A 13,492-nucleotide genomic window follows, 5' to 3' on the forward strand; every position below is an offset into this window, starting at 1 on the left:
GGCGACCGCCCCGGCCGCGGCGGCTACGGTCATCGGGTGACTTCGAACCTGGCCTGTGTCGGCCTCGGCGTGGCCGATCGCGCCGGCATGCGACAGCTGGTGAGTCTCGCGTTGGCGAGTGCCGAGCGGCTGGGCGAGGCGGACGGGATCGCGGTGCTGCGCTGGCAGGATCCCAGCGGCGCCCGGCTGGTGCTGGGCGTACGGGGGGACGAGGTCGTCGACCTGTTGCCGTCGTACGCCGGCACGCCCGGCGCCCGGCTGGCCGACGTCCGCGCCGTCAACGAGGACGTCGTCGTCGCCGACCTCGTGGACGACGAGGGGGAGCAGGTCACCATGCTGGCCGTGGAGTTGGAGCAGCGGCGGTTGCTGCCGGCGGCGACCGGCACGGTGGGCGGGCCCGCCGGTGTGGTCGCGCTCGGGGTCGACGTCACCGTGTACGCCGACGCCGAGGCGTTCGACGCGTCGGACGCGAGCCGAGTCGGCGACGCGGACGACCCCGGCGAGCCGCCCGCGCACGTCGTGGCGGAGGGCTGGCCGTGGCCGCCACGGATGGCCGCCGAGTCGTTCATCTCGTACGGCGTCTTCGGCGAGCCCGCGCAGGCGCAGGCGTACGCGCGGCTCAACGGCACGGTGCTCGGCGCGCGACCGCTGACGGTCACCGCGACCGGGCAGCGGTTCGTCGCCGCCCGCGTGCGTACCGTCGGGTTCGAGGCCGACGTCTGCCTGTCGGCGGGCGACGTCCGGGAGTTGCCGCGGCCGGGGAACGTCATCGCGGGGACGGTGTTCCTGGTCGGTTCGCTGCCGGTCCCGGCAGCGGCCGACCACGCGGTTCCCGACAGGCGCTCCTGGCTGCCGTGGCGGCGTTGACCGCCGACCGCCGCGGGCGTGGGCCCGGCGCGGCGATCATCGGGCCCGAGCCGGCGGCCGGCACGCGGAGGTGCTGCTCGGCGACGTCGACCCGGTCGACCTCGACCGCTCGTCGACGTCGCCTCGACCCGTCCCTGGTCAGGTCGGTGGTGGGCAGAAGCCCGCGTGCGGATCAACGTCCGGCCAGGGCGCGGCCCGGCCGGTGGAGCAGAGGCGGTCAGCGGTGCTGCGAGAGACACTTCAGCGGTGGGATCCTCGGGTGTGGAACGCCACGCCGGAGGAGGTGGCGGCCGACTATCCCTGTGGCCGTCATCTGACCGTGCCGTTCCGTTCGTTCGTCCGGGCCGTGGACGTGGCGGCGCCGGTGCCGGTGGTGTATCGGTGGCTGTGTCAACTCAAGGTCGCGCCGTACAGCTACGACCTGGTCGACAACCTGGGGCGGCGCAGCCCTCGAACCCTGACCCCGGGCGCCGAGGACCTGGCGATCGGCCAGAAGTTCCTCATCTTCGAGGTGGTCGAGTTCGTGCGCGACGAGCATCTCACCGGGTTGATCGCGCAGCGGCACCGGCGCAGCTACGGCGAGGTGGCGGTGACCTACCGGGTGACGCCGTGCGCTGCCGGTACCCGGCTGGTCGGGCGGCTCGACGTCGGCGCCACGACCGTCTTCGAGCAGGCGCGGCGGGCCGCGCTGGCGGTCGGTGACGCGCTGATGGGCCGCAAGCAGCTGCTCACCATCAAGCAGTTGGCCGAGGCCACCGCCCAGACGGAATGAACGACGTCGGGCCCAGGTGACGACGTTTTTGGCATTCACGTCGGCATATTCGATGTCTCCCTGGTGCGCGCCGTGGGGCGCAGCGGCGTACCACTAAAGTGGTATCGATGAAGTCCGATGGGTCTGGATGGCTGCTCTCCTTCGTTGCACAGGTCTTGAGGCTGGCCCGCTGATGGCTAGCGTCTATGCCACATGCATAGAGAAGAAGAGGGTAAAAAATGCTCCGCTTCAACATCCTCGGCAGCCTGGAAGTGCGGCAGCACGGCGTCGACCGCACCCCGACCGCGCCGAAGGTCCGCGCGGTCCTCGCGCTCCTCCTGCTCCGTGCCAATCAGACGGTGAGCCAGGACGCCATTTTCGACTGGCTGTGGGGCGATCGGCCACCGCGGAGCGCCGCGACCACCACCCAGACCTACGTCTACCAGCTCCGGGCGCTGTTCGAGCGGATGGGCGTCGCCGGCTCCGCCGACCAGCTTCTGATCACCCGACCGACCGGGTACCTGCTCTCGCTCGGCGAGGAACAGCTCGACGCGACCGTCTTCGCCCGCCTCTGCGAGGAGGGCGGCGCGCTGCTGGACGGCGGGCGGGCGGCCGAGGCCGCGCAGCGACTGCGCCAGGCCCTCTCCCTGTGGCGGGGGCCCGTGCTCGCCGACGTCCACGTCGAGGACTCGATGGCCGCCGACGTCACGCACCTCACCGAGCTGCGCATGCGGGCGCTGGAACTGCGCATCGAGGCGGACGCCCGACTGGGCCGCTACCGCGAGCTGATCACCGAACTGCGCGGCCTGGTCGCGGCGCACCCGTTCAACGAATGGTTCCACGCCCAGCTGATCACTGCCCTGAACCGGTGCGGCCGGCGGGCCGAGGCGCTGCACGCGTACCGGAACCTCCGGCAGACCCTCTCCGACGAGCTGGGCCTGGAACCGACGCCGGAGCTGCAGGAACTCCAGCGGCAGGTGCTCAACGGCACCCCGGCCCGCCTGCTCGTGGCCGCCGGCTGACCGTGGGCCGCCGCCCCCGACTCCCGACCGGTCCGACCGGAAGGAGCGGGGGCGCCGGCCTGACCGGGTCGGCAGGGTCGCGCCGCGGTGGAGCGGTGCCCCACGATCGGACGGTGCCCGACCTGGTCACCCGCGCAGGCGCGGCGCCGGTGGCTTCTCCGGGCTGATCAGGTTCATCGCGATGGCCTTGTTCACCGCGTCGATCCGGGACACCGCCCCCAGCTTGGTGAACACGTTGCGCAGGTGCCGCTTGACGGTGCCCTCGGTGATGTCCAGCCGGCGGGCGATCTGCGAGTTGCTGTACGCCTGTGCCACCAGGCCGACGATCTCCACCTCGCGATCGGACAGGATCCGGGTGCCGGTGTCGCTGACCTGTTCGAAACTCTCCCGCGAGATGGACAACATGATCCGGTCGGCGTCGGTCCGCACACTGCGCAGTGTCGCCACGAGATCGTCCCGGGTCACGCTCTTCAGCAGGTACGCGCGTGCGCCGGCGCCGAGCAGTTCCTTCACCACCGACGGTTCGTCGAACATGCTCAGGATGACGATGCGGGTGGCCGGTGCCGCCGCGAGGGTCCGGGCGATGGTGGTGGCGGCGTGGTCACCGGGGATGCCCACGTCGAGCAACATCACGTCCGGCCGGTGCGCGGCGACGAACGCCACCGCCTCGGCGCCGGTGCTCGCCTCGCCGATCACCGTCAGGTCCGGCTCCATCGACAGCAACTCGCGAAGACCGTGCCGGAACAGCGCGTGGTCGTCGACGAGCAGGATCCTGGTCGGCGTGGCCGGCCCGCCGGACGCCGTCATTTCGCGGCCCCGGCCAGCGGGATGAACGCCTCGACCATGGTGCCGTGCCCCGGCGCGCTGTGCAGCATCAGCTTGCCGCCGAGCAGTTCGACGCGTTCCCGCATCGAGGCGAGTCCGGTGCCGCCGTCGCACCCGCCGCTCTCCGGGTCGAAGCCCACACCGTCGTCGCTGACCCAGGCCCGTATCTCGTGCGGTGCGATGTCCACGTGGCTCAGTATGGTGGTCGCCCACGAGTGGCAAAAGGCGTTGCGCAGCGCCTCCCGCACCACCAGGAAGACCTCGGCCAGCACCTCGGGGGGAACCCACGCCTCATCCCCGCTGACCGCGAGTTCGACCGTCGCGTTGCCCTCGCCCATGACGTCGAGAAAGCCGCGCAGGGCCTGCTCCAGGTTGTCGAACTTGGACTCCAGCCGCAGATCGGCGGCCACGCCCCGCACCGCCTCCAGGGTGTGCACGCTGGCCAGGTAGGCGACGTCCATCTTGCCCTGGCACCGGTCGGGGTCCGTCTCCGCGTACGTCCGGGCCAGTTCGAGGTTGCGGTTGACGACGCTGGCCGATCCGCCGACCCGGTCGTGCAACTCGCGGGCGATCCGGCGCCGCTCGGCGAGCTGGGCCTCCTGGACGCGGTCGAGCAGGAACGCGACGTACGCCTCGGAGGACCAGCGGATCCGGGTCATCACGCTGCGCTGCAGGGCCTGGGTGGCCGTGCGGATGATGCAGGTGGCGTCCGGGTGCCCGGCCGCGGTATCGATCACCGCGTCGAGCACCGACTCGAACAGCTCGGTCGCGGCCCGCATCGAGTCGACCGGGTGCGGGTTGCCCTCGACCGCCGCCGCGCCCTGCCAGACGAGGGCGATCGCCGTCTCGTTGACCTGGGTCCGTCCAGTTTGGATACTCTCGGTCACATCGGCCAAAACCTGCCGGGCCTGGTTCAATGCCTGGTTGAGTAGCGTTTCTTCCAGGCCCTGCGGGCCGCAAATCCCCATCAGGCGCTTACGGAAAGTGTCCAGAACTGTGTCGTGCCGGGCCCGGAACGCGCTCGCGATAGCGATTCCCGTGGCGAGCGCGCTTGGATCCATTGGTCTCTTACCCTTCGCCGGACCTTCCCCCCGAGGGGCAAGTTTCCATTGCTAGGGGGCAAGTCTGCAAGATCCTCTGCCATACGATCGAACTAGTTCATCAATTTGTGCTGTGCCGTTCGTGAGGTGAGCCGCGAGTAACGGATAGCCGCGAGGGTGAACAACAGCCCGCCGGCGAGCCAGATCGGATCCCACAGCAGCAGGTGCCACGGCAGGGCCGCCCTGCCCAGCCCGGCGGGAACCTCGACCACCCCGGCCACGATCAGCAGGTGTTGGGCCAGGTTGGCCAGGGCGTAGAGCGAGAGCAGGCCGGCGGCGCCCCAGCCGGCGAGCAGCAGCAGCCAGCGCGGCGCCCAGCGCGGAATCTGACGGACCAGCGCGAGGGCGAGCAGCGCGGCGATCAGCTTGAGCACCGCGGTGGCCCACAGCACGGCCACGAACGCGGGCTCCCGGGCCAGCGCCGGGCCCTCGACCGCCGGGCCGATGGTGCCCGCACCGACCAGGCCGCCGGCCGCCCAGTAGAAGCTGAGCGCGGCGAACAACAGCGACCAGACGCAGGCGCCGTATCCGGCCCAGGTGCCCGGGCGGACACCTGCCCGCCCCGCCGAGGCGGCCGGGCCGCCGCGCCGGCCCTCGGTGCTCGCTGCGGTACTGGGGGTCAACGGTCCTCCCGTTTCGTCGGGTTCGTCGGTCAGCGAGATGATATCGGTGGGCATCGGTCCGGTTGTGCGCGCCGGCACCCTGGCAGGCTCCTCCGCCGCCCTCGAAACGGCCTCTACCTTCACTCGACGCCCGGCCGTTCGAGGCGACGTCGAGGCCGCCGCGAGGCCGCCACAAGGCGGTGGCTCGACCGTGGGAACCCGACCACGCTGCGGACGACGGGGCGGCGCGCGGCGCTCGCCCCCGGGCGCGGCCCAAGGACTCACGAAGGACTCCTGGGTGATGAACCGACGGGTTGTGGTAACCGGGCTCGGGCCGGTGTCGAGCATCGGCACCGGTATCGACGCCTTCACGACGGCACTGCGCGCCGGGCGCAGCGGGATCACGCCGATCGCCAGCTTCGACACCACCGGCTTCCTCACCGACCGGGCCGGCGAGGTGCACGACTTCGAGCCGCACCGCATGGTCACCCGGCTGGACCCGGCGGAATGGGGCCGGAGCAGCCTCTTCGCCGCCGCGGCGGCCCGGCTGGCGCTCGCCGACGCGCAGGCCACCGACGTACCGGACCGGTCCGACCGGTTCGGCGTCTGCATGGGTACGACCAGCGGCGAGTCGCAGGTGGTGGAGCGGCTCACCGAGCACTGGCTGGCCCACGGCTACCCGGACACGCCGCAGCGGTTGGCCCGCCAGCTGCCCGCGGGCCGGGTCGCCGAGGCGGTGAGCCGCGAACTCGGGCTGACCGGCACCACGCTGACCGTCTCGACCGCCTGCTCGGCGAGCAACTACGCCCTCGGGTACGCCTTCGACGCCATCGCCACCGGACAGCAGGACTACATGATGGTCGGCGGCGCCGACTCGGTGTGCCGCTGGGCGCACGCCGGCTTCTACCGGCTGGGCGCGCTCGCCGCCGAGCGGTGCGCGCCCTTCGACCAGGACCGTGCGGGGGTGATCACCGCCGAGGGGGGCGTCGCGCTGTTCCTGGAGAGCCTGGACTCGGCCCGGGCCCGCGGCGCCCGCGTCTACTGCGAGGTGCTCGGCTACGGGCTCACCTGCGACGCCAAGCACCCGACCGCTCCGGACGCGACGAGCGTCGCCCGCTGCATGCGGCTGGCCCACCGGGACGCCGGCATCAAGCCCGACGAGGTCGACTTCATCTGCGCCCACGGCACCGCCACCCCCGCCAACGACACCGCCGAGTACGAGGCGGTGCGCGAGGTCTTCGGCGACCGGATGCCGCCGATGAGCTCGGTCAAGTCCATGCTCGGCCACACCATGGGCGCGGCGAGCGGGTTCAGCGCCCTGGCCGGCGCGCTGGCCATCTCCGCCGGCTTCCTCGCGCCGACCATCAACCACGTGACCACCGACCCGGCGATGCCCGGCCTGGACGTCGTGCCGAACGAGGCGCGGCCCGAGCAGCCCCGCATCGTCCAGGTCAACGGGTTCGCCTTCGGCGGCAACAACGCCATCACCATCCTTGGACGGCTCTCATGACCGTGACCACCGAATCGCGTACCGACACCTTCGTGCTCGGCGTCTCCGGCTGGGGAGTGCTCTCCCCGTACGGACTGGGCGCCGACGAGTTCACCGCCGGGCTGCGTACCGGGCGGGACGGCACGATCGACGCGGCGGAACTGACCGACGAACCGGTCCCGGACCCCCGGGCGTACGCCCTGGCCGGGTTCCGGGCCCGCGACCACCTGGGCCGCAAGGGCACCAGCTTCCTCGACCGGCGGACCGCCTTCGCGGTGCTGGCCTGCGGGCAGGCGCTGGCCGACAGCGACCTCGTCGTCAGCGACGACAACCGGGACCGGATCGGCGTGGTGCTCGGCACCGGAGTCGGCAGCCTCCAGTCGACCAGTGACTACAGCCGCGACACGCTGGTGCAGGAGAAGCCCTACCTGGTCAACCCGATCCTCTTCCCCAACACCGTGCTCAACTGCGCGGCCGGCCAGGCGGCCATCCGGCACGGGCTGCGCGGGGTGAACGCGACGCTCGCCGGCGGCGGGATGGCCACCCTGGCCGCCCTGCGCTACGCGATGACCGTGCTGGGCCGCGGCCGGGCGGAGGCGCTGCTGGTCGGCGCGATGGAGGAGTACACCCCGCAGATGGCGTGGGCCGAGCACGCGGCCGGCTCGTCGGCGACGACCGCCGGCGGCGAGGGCGGTGCGATCTTCCTGGTCGAGGACGCCGCCGCCATGCGCGCCGCCGGCCGGGAACCGGTCGCCGAGATCCTCGCCGTCGACCTCGGCCACACCGGCGGGCGCAGCCACCTCGCCACCGCGCTCGCCGACCGGATCCGGCGGGTGCTGCACCAGGCCGGCGTCGCCCCCGAGGACCTCGCCACCGTGGTCACCTCCGGGGCCGCCGTCGAGGAGGAAGCGCTCGACGCGACCGTCGGCCCGGACGCCAGCCGGGTGGCCATCGCCGACCTCGCCGGCAACTGCCCGACCGCCGCCGGGGCGCTCCAGGTCGCCGCCGTGCTGGCCCACCACCGGGGCGAGCCGGGGCACCACGACTGCCGCTCACTGATCGTCGCCAGCACCGCCGACGGTTCCGTCGGCGCCGCCGTGCTGAAGGGGAACGGGCGTGCCGCTCGCGATCACCGGTAGCGCCATGCGCACCAGCCTCGGCGACACCGCCGAGACGTACCAGGCGTTGCTCGCCGGGGAATCCGGGCGGCAGCCGCTGCGGTACGTCGCCCCGGAGGGGGTCAACGTCCGCTACGGGTACCACGTCGACGCGACCGGCCCGGAACGGCCGTACCGGGCCAGCGCCTGGCTGACCGAGTGCGTGACGGCGGCGGCCCGGGAAGCGGGACTCGACTGCGCCCGGCAGCGCGTCGTCGCGATCGTCGGCACCGGCCTGCGCGAGCTGCGCGCCGTCGAGCGGTGGCGGGCCGACGGGCAGCCGGCGGACCTGGGCGCACTGCACTTCGGCGCCGCCGTCCGCGCCGCGCTGCCCGGCGTCGAGGAGGTGGTCACCGTCTCCAACGCCTGCTCGGCCTCCTCGCACGCGCTCGCCCTGGCCGCCGACCTGATCGAGCTGGACGAGGCGGACGCGGTGCTGGCCTGTGGCGCGGACGCGATGACGGAGAGCATGCTCGCCATGATCGGGCGGGTCGGGGACGAGTCCAGCGACGCGGTACGCCCCTTCGACGCCGACCGCAGGGGCGTGCTGCTCGGCGACGGCGCGGTGGCCGTCGTGGTGCAGCGGGCCCCCGAGACCGGCGCCGCGGTACGGCTGCGCGGGGTGGGCATGTCGTGCGACGCGTACCACGAGACGGCGCCCGACCCGGACGGCCTGCGGGCCGCGATGACCGACGCCTACCGGCGGGCCGGCCTGCGCCCGGCCGACGTCGGCCTGGTGCTGGCGCACGGCACCGGCACCGCGCTGAACGACCCGACCGAGGCCGGCGTGCTGGCCGGGCTCTTCGCCGACGCCGAGCCCGGACCGCTGGTCACCGGGATCAAGGGCGCGGTCGGGCACACCTCCGGCAGCGCCGGGCTGATGAGCCTGCTCGTCGCCGTCGAGGCACTGCGCCACGGCCAGGTGCCGCCGGTGGTCGGGCTGCGCACGCCGATCGCCGAGGCCGCCCCGCTGAACCTGGTGGTCGGCGAGCCGGTCGACACCGACGCCCGGGTGGCCCAGGTCAACGCGTTCGGATTCGGCGGCGTGAACGCCGTCTGCCTGGTGGAGGTGCGGCGTGAGCGGTGACCGGGTGGCGGTCGAGGCCGCGGCGGTACACGTGCCGGGGATCGCCCCGGAGCGGCTGATCGCCTCGGCGACCGAGCCGGACTGCGGCCCCGACGAGGCGCACACCCTGCTCGGCCGCAAGGGGCTGCTGTTCAAGGAGCCGGCGGTGCGGATCGCGATGTGTGCCGTACACCGGGCCCTCGGCCTGCCACCGGGCCGGCCGGCCGCGCCGGTGCCCGGGGCCGCCGGCACGGCCGTGGTGGTCAGCTCCAACCTCGGCAACGTCGCCACCGTCTGCGACATCGTCGACCAGGTCCGCGCCGGTGGCCTGCGCGGGGTGAGCCCGATGCAGGCGCCGAACGCCTCCAGCAACATCATCGCCAGCAGCATCGCCATCCGGTACGGCTTCACCGGCCCCAACCTGATGGTCTGCTCCGGGGCGACCGGTGGCCTCGACGCGCTACGGCTCGGCGCCCTGCTGGTGCGCAGCGGCCGGGCACCGCGCGTCGTCGTGGTGGGGGCCGAGCCGGCCGACGAGACCGCGACCTCGCTGCGTGCCGCCGCCGGCCTGCCGCCGGGCCCGCCCCAGGGGATCGCCGCCTGCGTGGTGCTCGCCCCGGCCGAGCGGCCCGGCGGGGTCCGGTTGCACTCGGTACGCCGGCACCGCGCGCCGGAGCCGATCCCGGCGGGCGGGCCCCGGACCGTCCGGCTGGCCTGCGGCACCGGGTTCGGCCCGGCGGACGACGACGTGGCCGCCCTGGTCGGTGCCGGCTACGGCGCGACCGGCGTGTTGCAGGCCGCGCTGGCCACCCGGTGGCTGACCGACCCGGCCACCCGGCCGGCCGGCGTCGACGAGGCGGCCGAGGCGATGCTCACCTGCGGCTCGGCCGGCGACGGATTCGCCACCGCCCGGCTCTACCGGGACGGGGCCGGGACATGACCTGGCGGTTGCTCGCCACGCCCGACGCCGCCCCGGCTCCCGGGCGCGGGCGGGTGGTCGCGGCGGTGCACGGCCTGGCCGACAACGGCTCCACCTGGCAGGAGTTGGCCACCCGGCTCGGCGCCGGCTACCGGTGGTACGCCGTGGACGCGCCGTGGAGCGGTGACCCGGGCCGGTCCCTGCGGGACGGTGCGTTGCCCGCCCGGTGGCTGCGGCAGGCCCTGGCGGCCGTGCCGGAACCCGTCGACATCCTCGTCGGCCACTCCTTCGGCGCCAACGCCGTCCTGGACCACCTGGCCACCCGGCCGGAGCCCCCGGTCCGCGCGGCCGTGCTGATCGCGCCGCTGGTCCGCCCCGAGGAGCAGGCCCCGCACCCGGTGCTGATCGCCCGTACCCGGGCGGCGATCCGGGAGGTGGTGGCCGACGGGCTGCGGGCCCGGCTCGGCCCGCGCGCCACCCACGTCGCCGACGACGTGCTCGCCGCGATGGTCGACAAGGCCGTCGCGCGGGTGCCGGACGGCGCCGCCGAGGTGGTGCTCGAGCGGCTGCTCGCCACGCCGCGGCCCGCGCTGGGACGGGTCGGCACCCCGACCCTCGTCCTGGCCGGCCGGAGTGACCAGCGGCTGGCCGGAGTGCGGGCCAGCTCGCTCGCCGTGATGCCGGCGGTGGAGACCCGCATCCATCCGCACCACGGCCACTTCTGTCACATCACACAGGCGACCGAGGTGGCCGCCGAGTGTGCCGAGTTCCTCGACCGAGTCGTGCCGGCACCGTCGCCGACCGGTCCGACCCTGGAGGTTGCCGCATGACCGTTGCCCTCGACGCCCACCCGAGCACGTACCGCGGCCGGCCGCGGTACGAGGGTGCCAACATCGGCACCTGGGTCGGCTTCAAACAGTTCGTGTACCTGGCCGAGGACGCGGTGCTGCAGTACTACCGGGACCGGGGGGCCGGCCCCGGCGACCTGTTCCACGGCAACGGCGTCCAGCTGTCCATCGTGGAACACTCGGCGCGGCTGCCCGGCCCGGTCTTCGTCGACGACGAGGTGTACGCCGAGGCCACGCCCGCGCCGGGCGGCAACGGCGTCGAGGACACCTTCGCCGTCACGCTGACCGTCGAACGGCACGGGCAGCCGGTGCCGGTGCTCAAGGGCAAGGTCCGGGTCGCGTTCGTCGCGCCGACCGGGGTCACCGGCGACCTGCCCGCGGCCCTGGCCGGCCGGGTGGTGCCCGGCATCGCCGCCCTGCGCCCGCCGGCCGAGTCGCCCGCCGCCTTCCGGCCGGGCTTCCGGTGGAGCGAGACGATCCCGTACCCGCACTGCCAGTTCTCGGACCGCATGCAGCACTCCGGCTACGTGCGGGACCTGGAGGAGGTGGTGCACCGGTACCTCGCCGACCGGGGCATCTCGATCCGGCGGATGCTGACCGAGCGCAACTGGATCCCGGCCGTGACCCGGTCGCAGGTGCGGCTGCTCGCCGACGCGTACCTGGAGGAGGAGCTGCACACGGTCTTCACCGTCGACGACATCGTCAAGGACGTCATGTTCAGCGGCCGGATGGACTGCTACGTGGTTCGCGACGGGCGGATCGTGCACACCGCCACCGGCTCGATCACCCACGGGTACGGGGTGGCCAGCGGCCCGGACGCCGGCCAGGTCGCCGTGATGGACGCGCAGACGCAGGCCGCGCTGCTGTGGAGCGGGTCGTGACCGGCCGGCCCCGGGTGTACTTCTCGTTCCAGAGCCCGTTCAGCTGGATGGCGCTGCGGCAGCTCGAGGAGCGCGTGCCGGACTTCGCGGACATGTTCGAGTACGTACCGTTCTGGGACCCCGACGCCCGGACCCGGGCCGGCCTCGACGCGCACGGCGCGGACTTCCACTACACCGTGATGAGCAAGGCCAAGCACCTGTACATCCTGCACGACACCAAGCGGCTCGCCGCCGGCTTCGGCTACCGCCTGGTCTGGCCCGTGGACGTCGCGCCCTGGTGGGAGCCGTCCGCGCTGGGCTGGCTGCGCGCCCGCGAACTGGGCTGCGAACGGCAGTTCTACCGGGTCGTCACCGAGGTCCGTTGGGATCGGGGCGAGAACATCAGCGACCCGGCGGTGCTGCGCGCCGCCTGCGACGCGGCGGGGCTGCCCGGCGCGGAGCTGATGGCCGCCGTCGACGACGACCGGATCCGGGACCTGGGCGTGGCGGCGTTGGTCAGCGCACATCACGACGAGGTGTTCGGCATCCCGCTGTTCATCGTCGACCGGCAGCGCTACTGGGGCGTGGACCGGGTCGCCGATGTCGAGGCGGCGGTGCGGGCGCTGCGCGGCGCCGGCCCGGCGGTCGGGTCGACCGACCTGCTGGAGAGCCTGCCGGTGGCGGCGCTGGCGACGGTGGGCTCGTTCGACCACGACGAGACCGGCGGCTGCGGCTGACCGGGCAGGAAGGAGACGACAGTGCGCACCTGGCAGGGTTCCCGCATCGCCGGGCTCGGGTACTACCAACCGCCCCGGGTACTCACCAACGAGCAGCTCTCCCAACTGGTCGACACCGACGACGCGTGGATCCGCAGTCGGGTCGGCATCCAGCAGCGGCACGTCGCGGAGGACCAGTCGGTGGCGGACATGGCGACCTCGGCGGCCGGCAAGGCGCTCGGCGCGGCCGGCGTGCAGCCCGCCGACGTGGACCTGGTGGTGGTCGCCACCTGCACCTCCGTCGACCGGGTGCCCAACGTGGCGAGCCGGGTCGCCGCGAACCTGGAGATGGCGGGGCAGGCCGCGTACGACATCAACACCGCCTGCTCCGGCTTCTCCTACGCGCTCGCCACCGCCGACCACGCCATCCGTGCCGGTGCCGCCGGCACGGCGCTGGTGATCGGGGCGGAACGGCTCACCGACTTCATCGACTGGCAGGACCGCAGCACCTGCATCCTCTTCGGCGACGGTGCCGGGGCCGCGGTGCTGGTCGGTGACGACGAGCCGGGGGTCGGCCCGGTGGTGTGGGGCGGGTCCGCGCAACGCGGTCCGGCGATCCGGATCGAGGGCCGGTCGGCGCGCATCGAGCAGGACGGCCAGACCGTGTTCCACTGGGCCACCACCGCGCTCGCGCCGATCGCCGAGGAGGCCTGCCTGCGCGCCGGCATCAAGCCGGGGGAGTTGGCCGGGTTCGTGCCGCACCAGGCGAACCTGCGCATCATCAACGCGGTCGCCCGGGATCTCGGCATCGAGCAGGCCGTGGTCGCCCGGGACATCGTCTCGTCCGGCAACACCTCGTCCGCGAGCACCCCGATCGCCCTGGCCAAGCTGGTGGAGCGCCGCGAGGTGCCCAGCGGCGCCCCCGTCCTGCTGCTCGGCTTCGGCGGCGGCCTGACCTACGCCGGTCAGGTGATCCGCTGCCCTTGAGGCGCCTGACCTTCCCGCGATCTTGCACTTCCGGTCGCCAAGATACGGCTTTCAGCCCGGTTTGCGGGGGCCGCAACTGCAAGATCGCGGGAGGGGGGAGGGGGGCTGCTCGTGGCGGCCGTTGATGTTGCAGGGGAACCAGCTGTCCGGCGTCCTCGAACCACGATCGACCGCGGCTCGACGGCGACGCGCGGCTCGAGCGGGTTGCTAGCCGTCCCCGACCCCGATCCGAGCCCACCCCGAGCCGGGTGACCGACCGTGAGCGGGCGTTCCCATGCGCCCG

At 73.5% G+C, this 13,492-nt stretch carries 14 protein-coding genes; 11 read left to right on the forward strand and 3 right to left on the reverse strand.

Features of this window, described 5'->3' with window-relative positions; all coding sequences use genetic code 11:
- The first annotated feature begins 36 nt into the window (after window positions 1-36).
- The 3 genes from ABZ570_RS01640 to ABZ570_RS01650 all read left to right on the forward strand — a co-directional run bounded on the left by ABZ570_RS01640 (window position 37) and on the right by ABZ570_RS01650 (window position 2,640).
- The gene (locus ABZ570_RS01640; protein ID WP_358055602.1) at window positions 37-867 is read left to right on the forward strand and encodes a hypothetical protein; all 831 of its coding nucleotides are present in this window, start codon (window positions 37-39) and stop codon (window positions 865-867) included.
- A 259-nt stretch (window positions 868-1,126) separates the two neighbouring features.
- Complete coding sequence (locus ABZ570_RS01645) at window positions 1,127-1,639, forward strand: hypothetical protein (protein WP_358055604.1); 513 nt, start codon at window positions 1,127-1,129, stop codon at window positions 1,637-1,639.
- A gap of 218 nt (window positions 1,640-1,857) precedes the next feature.
- Window positions 1,858-2,640 carry an AfsR/SARP family transcriptional regulator gene (locus ABZ570_RS01650; RefSeq protein WP_358055606.1) on the forward strand — a complete coding sequence of 261 codons (783 nt, stop codon included), beginning with the start codon at window positions 1,858-1,860 and terminating at the stop codon, window positions 2,638-2,640.
- Between the two features lie 126 nt (window positions 2,641-2,766).
- Here ABZ570_RS01650 and ABZ570_RS01655 read toward each other — a convergent pair whose 3' ends face one another.
- The 3 genes from ABZ570_RS01655 to ABZ570_RS01665 all read right to left on the reverse strand — a co-directional run bounded on the left by ABZ570_RS01655 (window position 2,767) and on the right by ABZ570_RS01665 (window position 5,188).
- Window positions 2,767-3,447, reverse strand: coding sequence for a response regulator transcription factor (locus tag ABZ570_RS01655; RefSeq protein ID WP_358055608.1), 681 nt, complete (start codon window positions 3,445-3,447; stop codon window positions 2,767-2,769).
- On the reverse strand, window positions 3,444-4,352 hold the full coding sequence (locus ABZ570_RS01660; RefSeq protein ID WP_358055610.1) for a histidine kinase: 909 nt from the start codon (window positions 4,350-4,352) through the stop codon (window positions 3,444-3,446). Before ABZ570_RS01660 ends, ABZ570_RS01655 begins: the two co-directional genes overlap by 4 nt.
- Before the next feature lie 266 nt (window positions 4,353-4,618).
- On the reverse strand, window positions 4,619-5,188 hold the full coding sequence (locus ABZ570_RS01665; protein ID WP_358055613.1) for a DUF3995 domain-containing protein: 570 nt from the start codon (window positions 5,186-5,188) through the stop codon (window positions 4,619-4,621).
- Window positions 5,189-5,468: 280 nt separating this feature from the next.
- Here ABZ570_RS01665 and ABZ570_RS01670 point away from each other — a divergent pair, with 280 nt between their 5' ends.
- Genes ABZ570_RS01670 through ABZ570_RS01705 form a run of 8 tightly spaced genes read left to right on the forward strand, consistent with a single transcriptional unit; the run spans window position 5,469 to window position 13,209 of the window.
- The gene (locus ABZ570_RS01670; RefSeq protein ID WP_358055616.1) at window positions 5,469-6,677 is read left to right on the forward strand and encodes a beta-ketoacyl-[acyl-carrier-protein] synthase family protein; all 1,209 of its coding nucleotides are present in this window, start codon (window positions 5,469-5,471) and stop codon (window positions 6,675-6,677) included.
- Complete coding sequence (locus ABZ570_RS01675; protein WP_358055618.1) at window positions 6,674-7,795, forward strand: beta-ketoacyl synthase N-terminal-like domain-containing protein; 1,122 nt, start codon at window positions 6,674-6,676, stop codon at window positions 7,793-7,795. Before ABZ570_RS01670 ends, ABZ570_RS01675 begins: the two co-directional genes overlap by 4 nt.
- Window positions 7,773-8,900 (forward strand): beta-ketoacyl synthase N-terminal-like domain-containing protein, encoded by a 1,128-nt coding sequence (locus ABZ570_RS01680; RefSeq protein WP_358055620.1) that lies wholly within the window; start codon window positions 7,773-7,775, stop codon window positions 8,898-8,900. The genes ABZ570_RS01675 and ABZ570_RS01680 overlap by 23 nt, the downstream gene beginning before the upstream one ends.
- Window positions 8,890-9,819, forward strand: coding sequence for a beta-ketoacyl synthase N-terminal-like domain-containing protein (locus ABZ570_RS01685; RefSeq protein WP_358055622.1), 930 nt, complete (start codon window positions 8,890-8,892; stop codon window positions 9,817-9,819). Before ABZ570_RS01680 ends, ABZ570_RS01685 begins: the two co-directional genes overlap by 11 nt.
- Complete coding sequence (locus ABZ570_RS01690; protein WP_358055624.1) at window positions 9,816-10,628, forward strand: alpha/beta hydrolase; 813 nt, start codon at window positions 9,816-9,818, stop codon at window positions 10,626-10,628. The genes ABZ570_RS01685 and ABZ570_RS01690 overlap by 4 nt, the downstream gene beginning before the upstream one ends.
- Window positions 10,625-11,527: a thioesterase gene (locus ABZ570_RS01695; RefSeq protein ID WP_358055626.1), complete on the forward strand. Its 903-nt coding sequence runs from the start codon at window positions 10,625-10,627 to the stop codon at window positions 11,525-11,527. Before ABZ570_RS01690 ends, ABZ570_RS01695 begins: the two co-directional genes overlap by 4 nt.
- A complete protein-coding gene (locus tag ABZ570_RS01700; protein WP_358055628.1) occupies window positions 11,524-12,243 on the forward strand; it encodes a DsbA family protein in 720 nt (239 codons plus the stop codon). Before ABZ570_RS01695 ends, ABZ570_RS01700 begins: the two co-directional genes overlap by 4 nt.
- A 21-nt stretch (window positions 12,244-12,264) precedes the next feature.
- Entirely contained in the window at window positions 12,265-13,209 is a 945-nt protein-coding gene (locus ABZ570_RS01705) for a beta-ketoacyl-ACP synthase III (RefSeq protein WP_358055631.1), read from the forward strand.
- Window positions 13,210-13,492: the final 283 nt, after the last annotated feature.

The sequence above is a fragment of the Micromonospora sp. NPDC007271 genome (assembly GCF_040634005.1).
GTDB lineage: Bacteria > Actinomycetota > Actinomycetes > Mycobacteriales > Micromonosporaceae > Micromonospora.

Coding starts and splice junctions, on each gene's coding strand:
- ABZ570_RS01655 (WP_358055608.1), bottom strand. CDS start 3,447: ATGACGGCGTCCGGCGGGCCGGCCACGCCGACCAGGATCCTGCTCGTC.
- ABZ570_RS01675 (WP_358055618.1), top strand. CDS start 6,674: ATGACCGTGACCACCGAATCGCGTACCGACACCTTCGTGCTCGGCGTC.
- ABZ570_RS01650 (WP_358055606.1), top strand. CDS start 1,858: ATGCTCCGCTTCAACATCCTCGGCAGCCTGGAAGTGCGGCAGCACGGC.
- ABZ570_RS01690 (WP_358055624.1), top strand. CDS start 9,816: ATGACCTGGCGGTTGCTCGCCACGCCCGACGCCGCCCCGGCTCCCGGG.
- ABZ570_RS01695 (WP_358055626.1), top strand. CDS start 10,625: ATGACCGTTGCCCTCGACGCCCACCCGAGCACGTACCGCGGCCGGCCG.
- ABZ570_RS01670 (WP_358055616.1), top strand. CDS start 5,469: ATGAACCGACGGGTTGTGGTAACCGGGCTCGGGCCGGTGTCGAGCATC.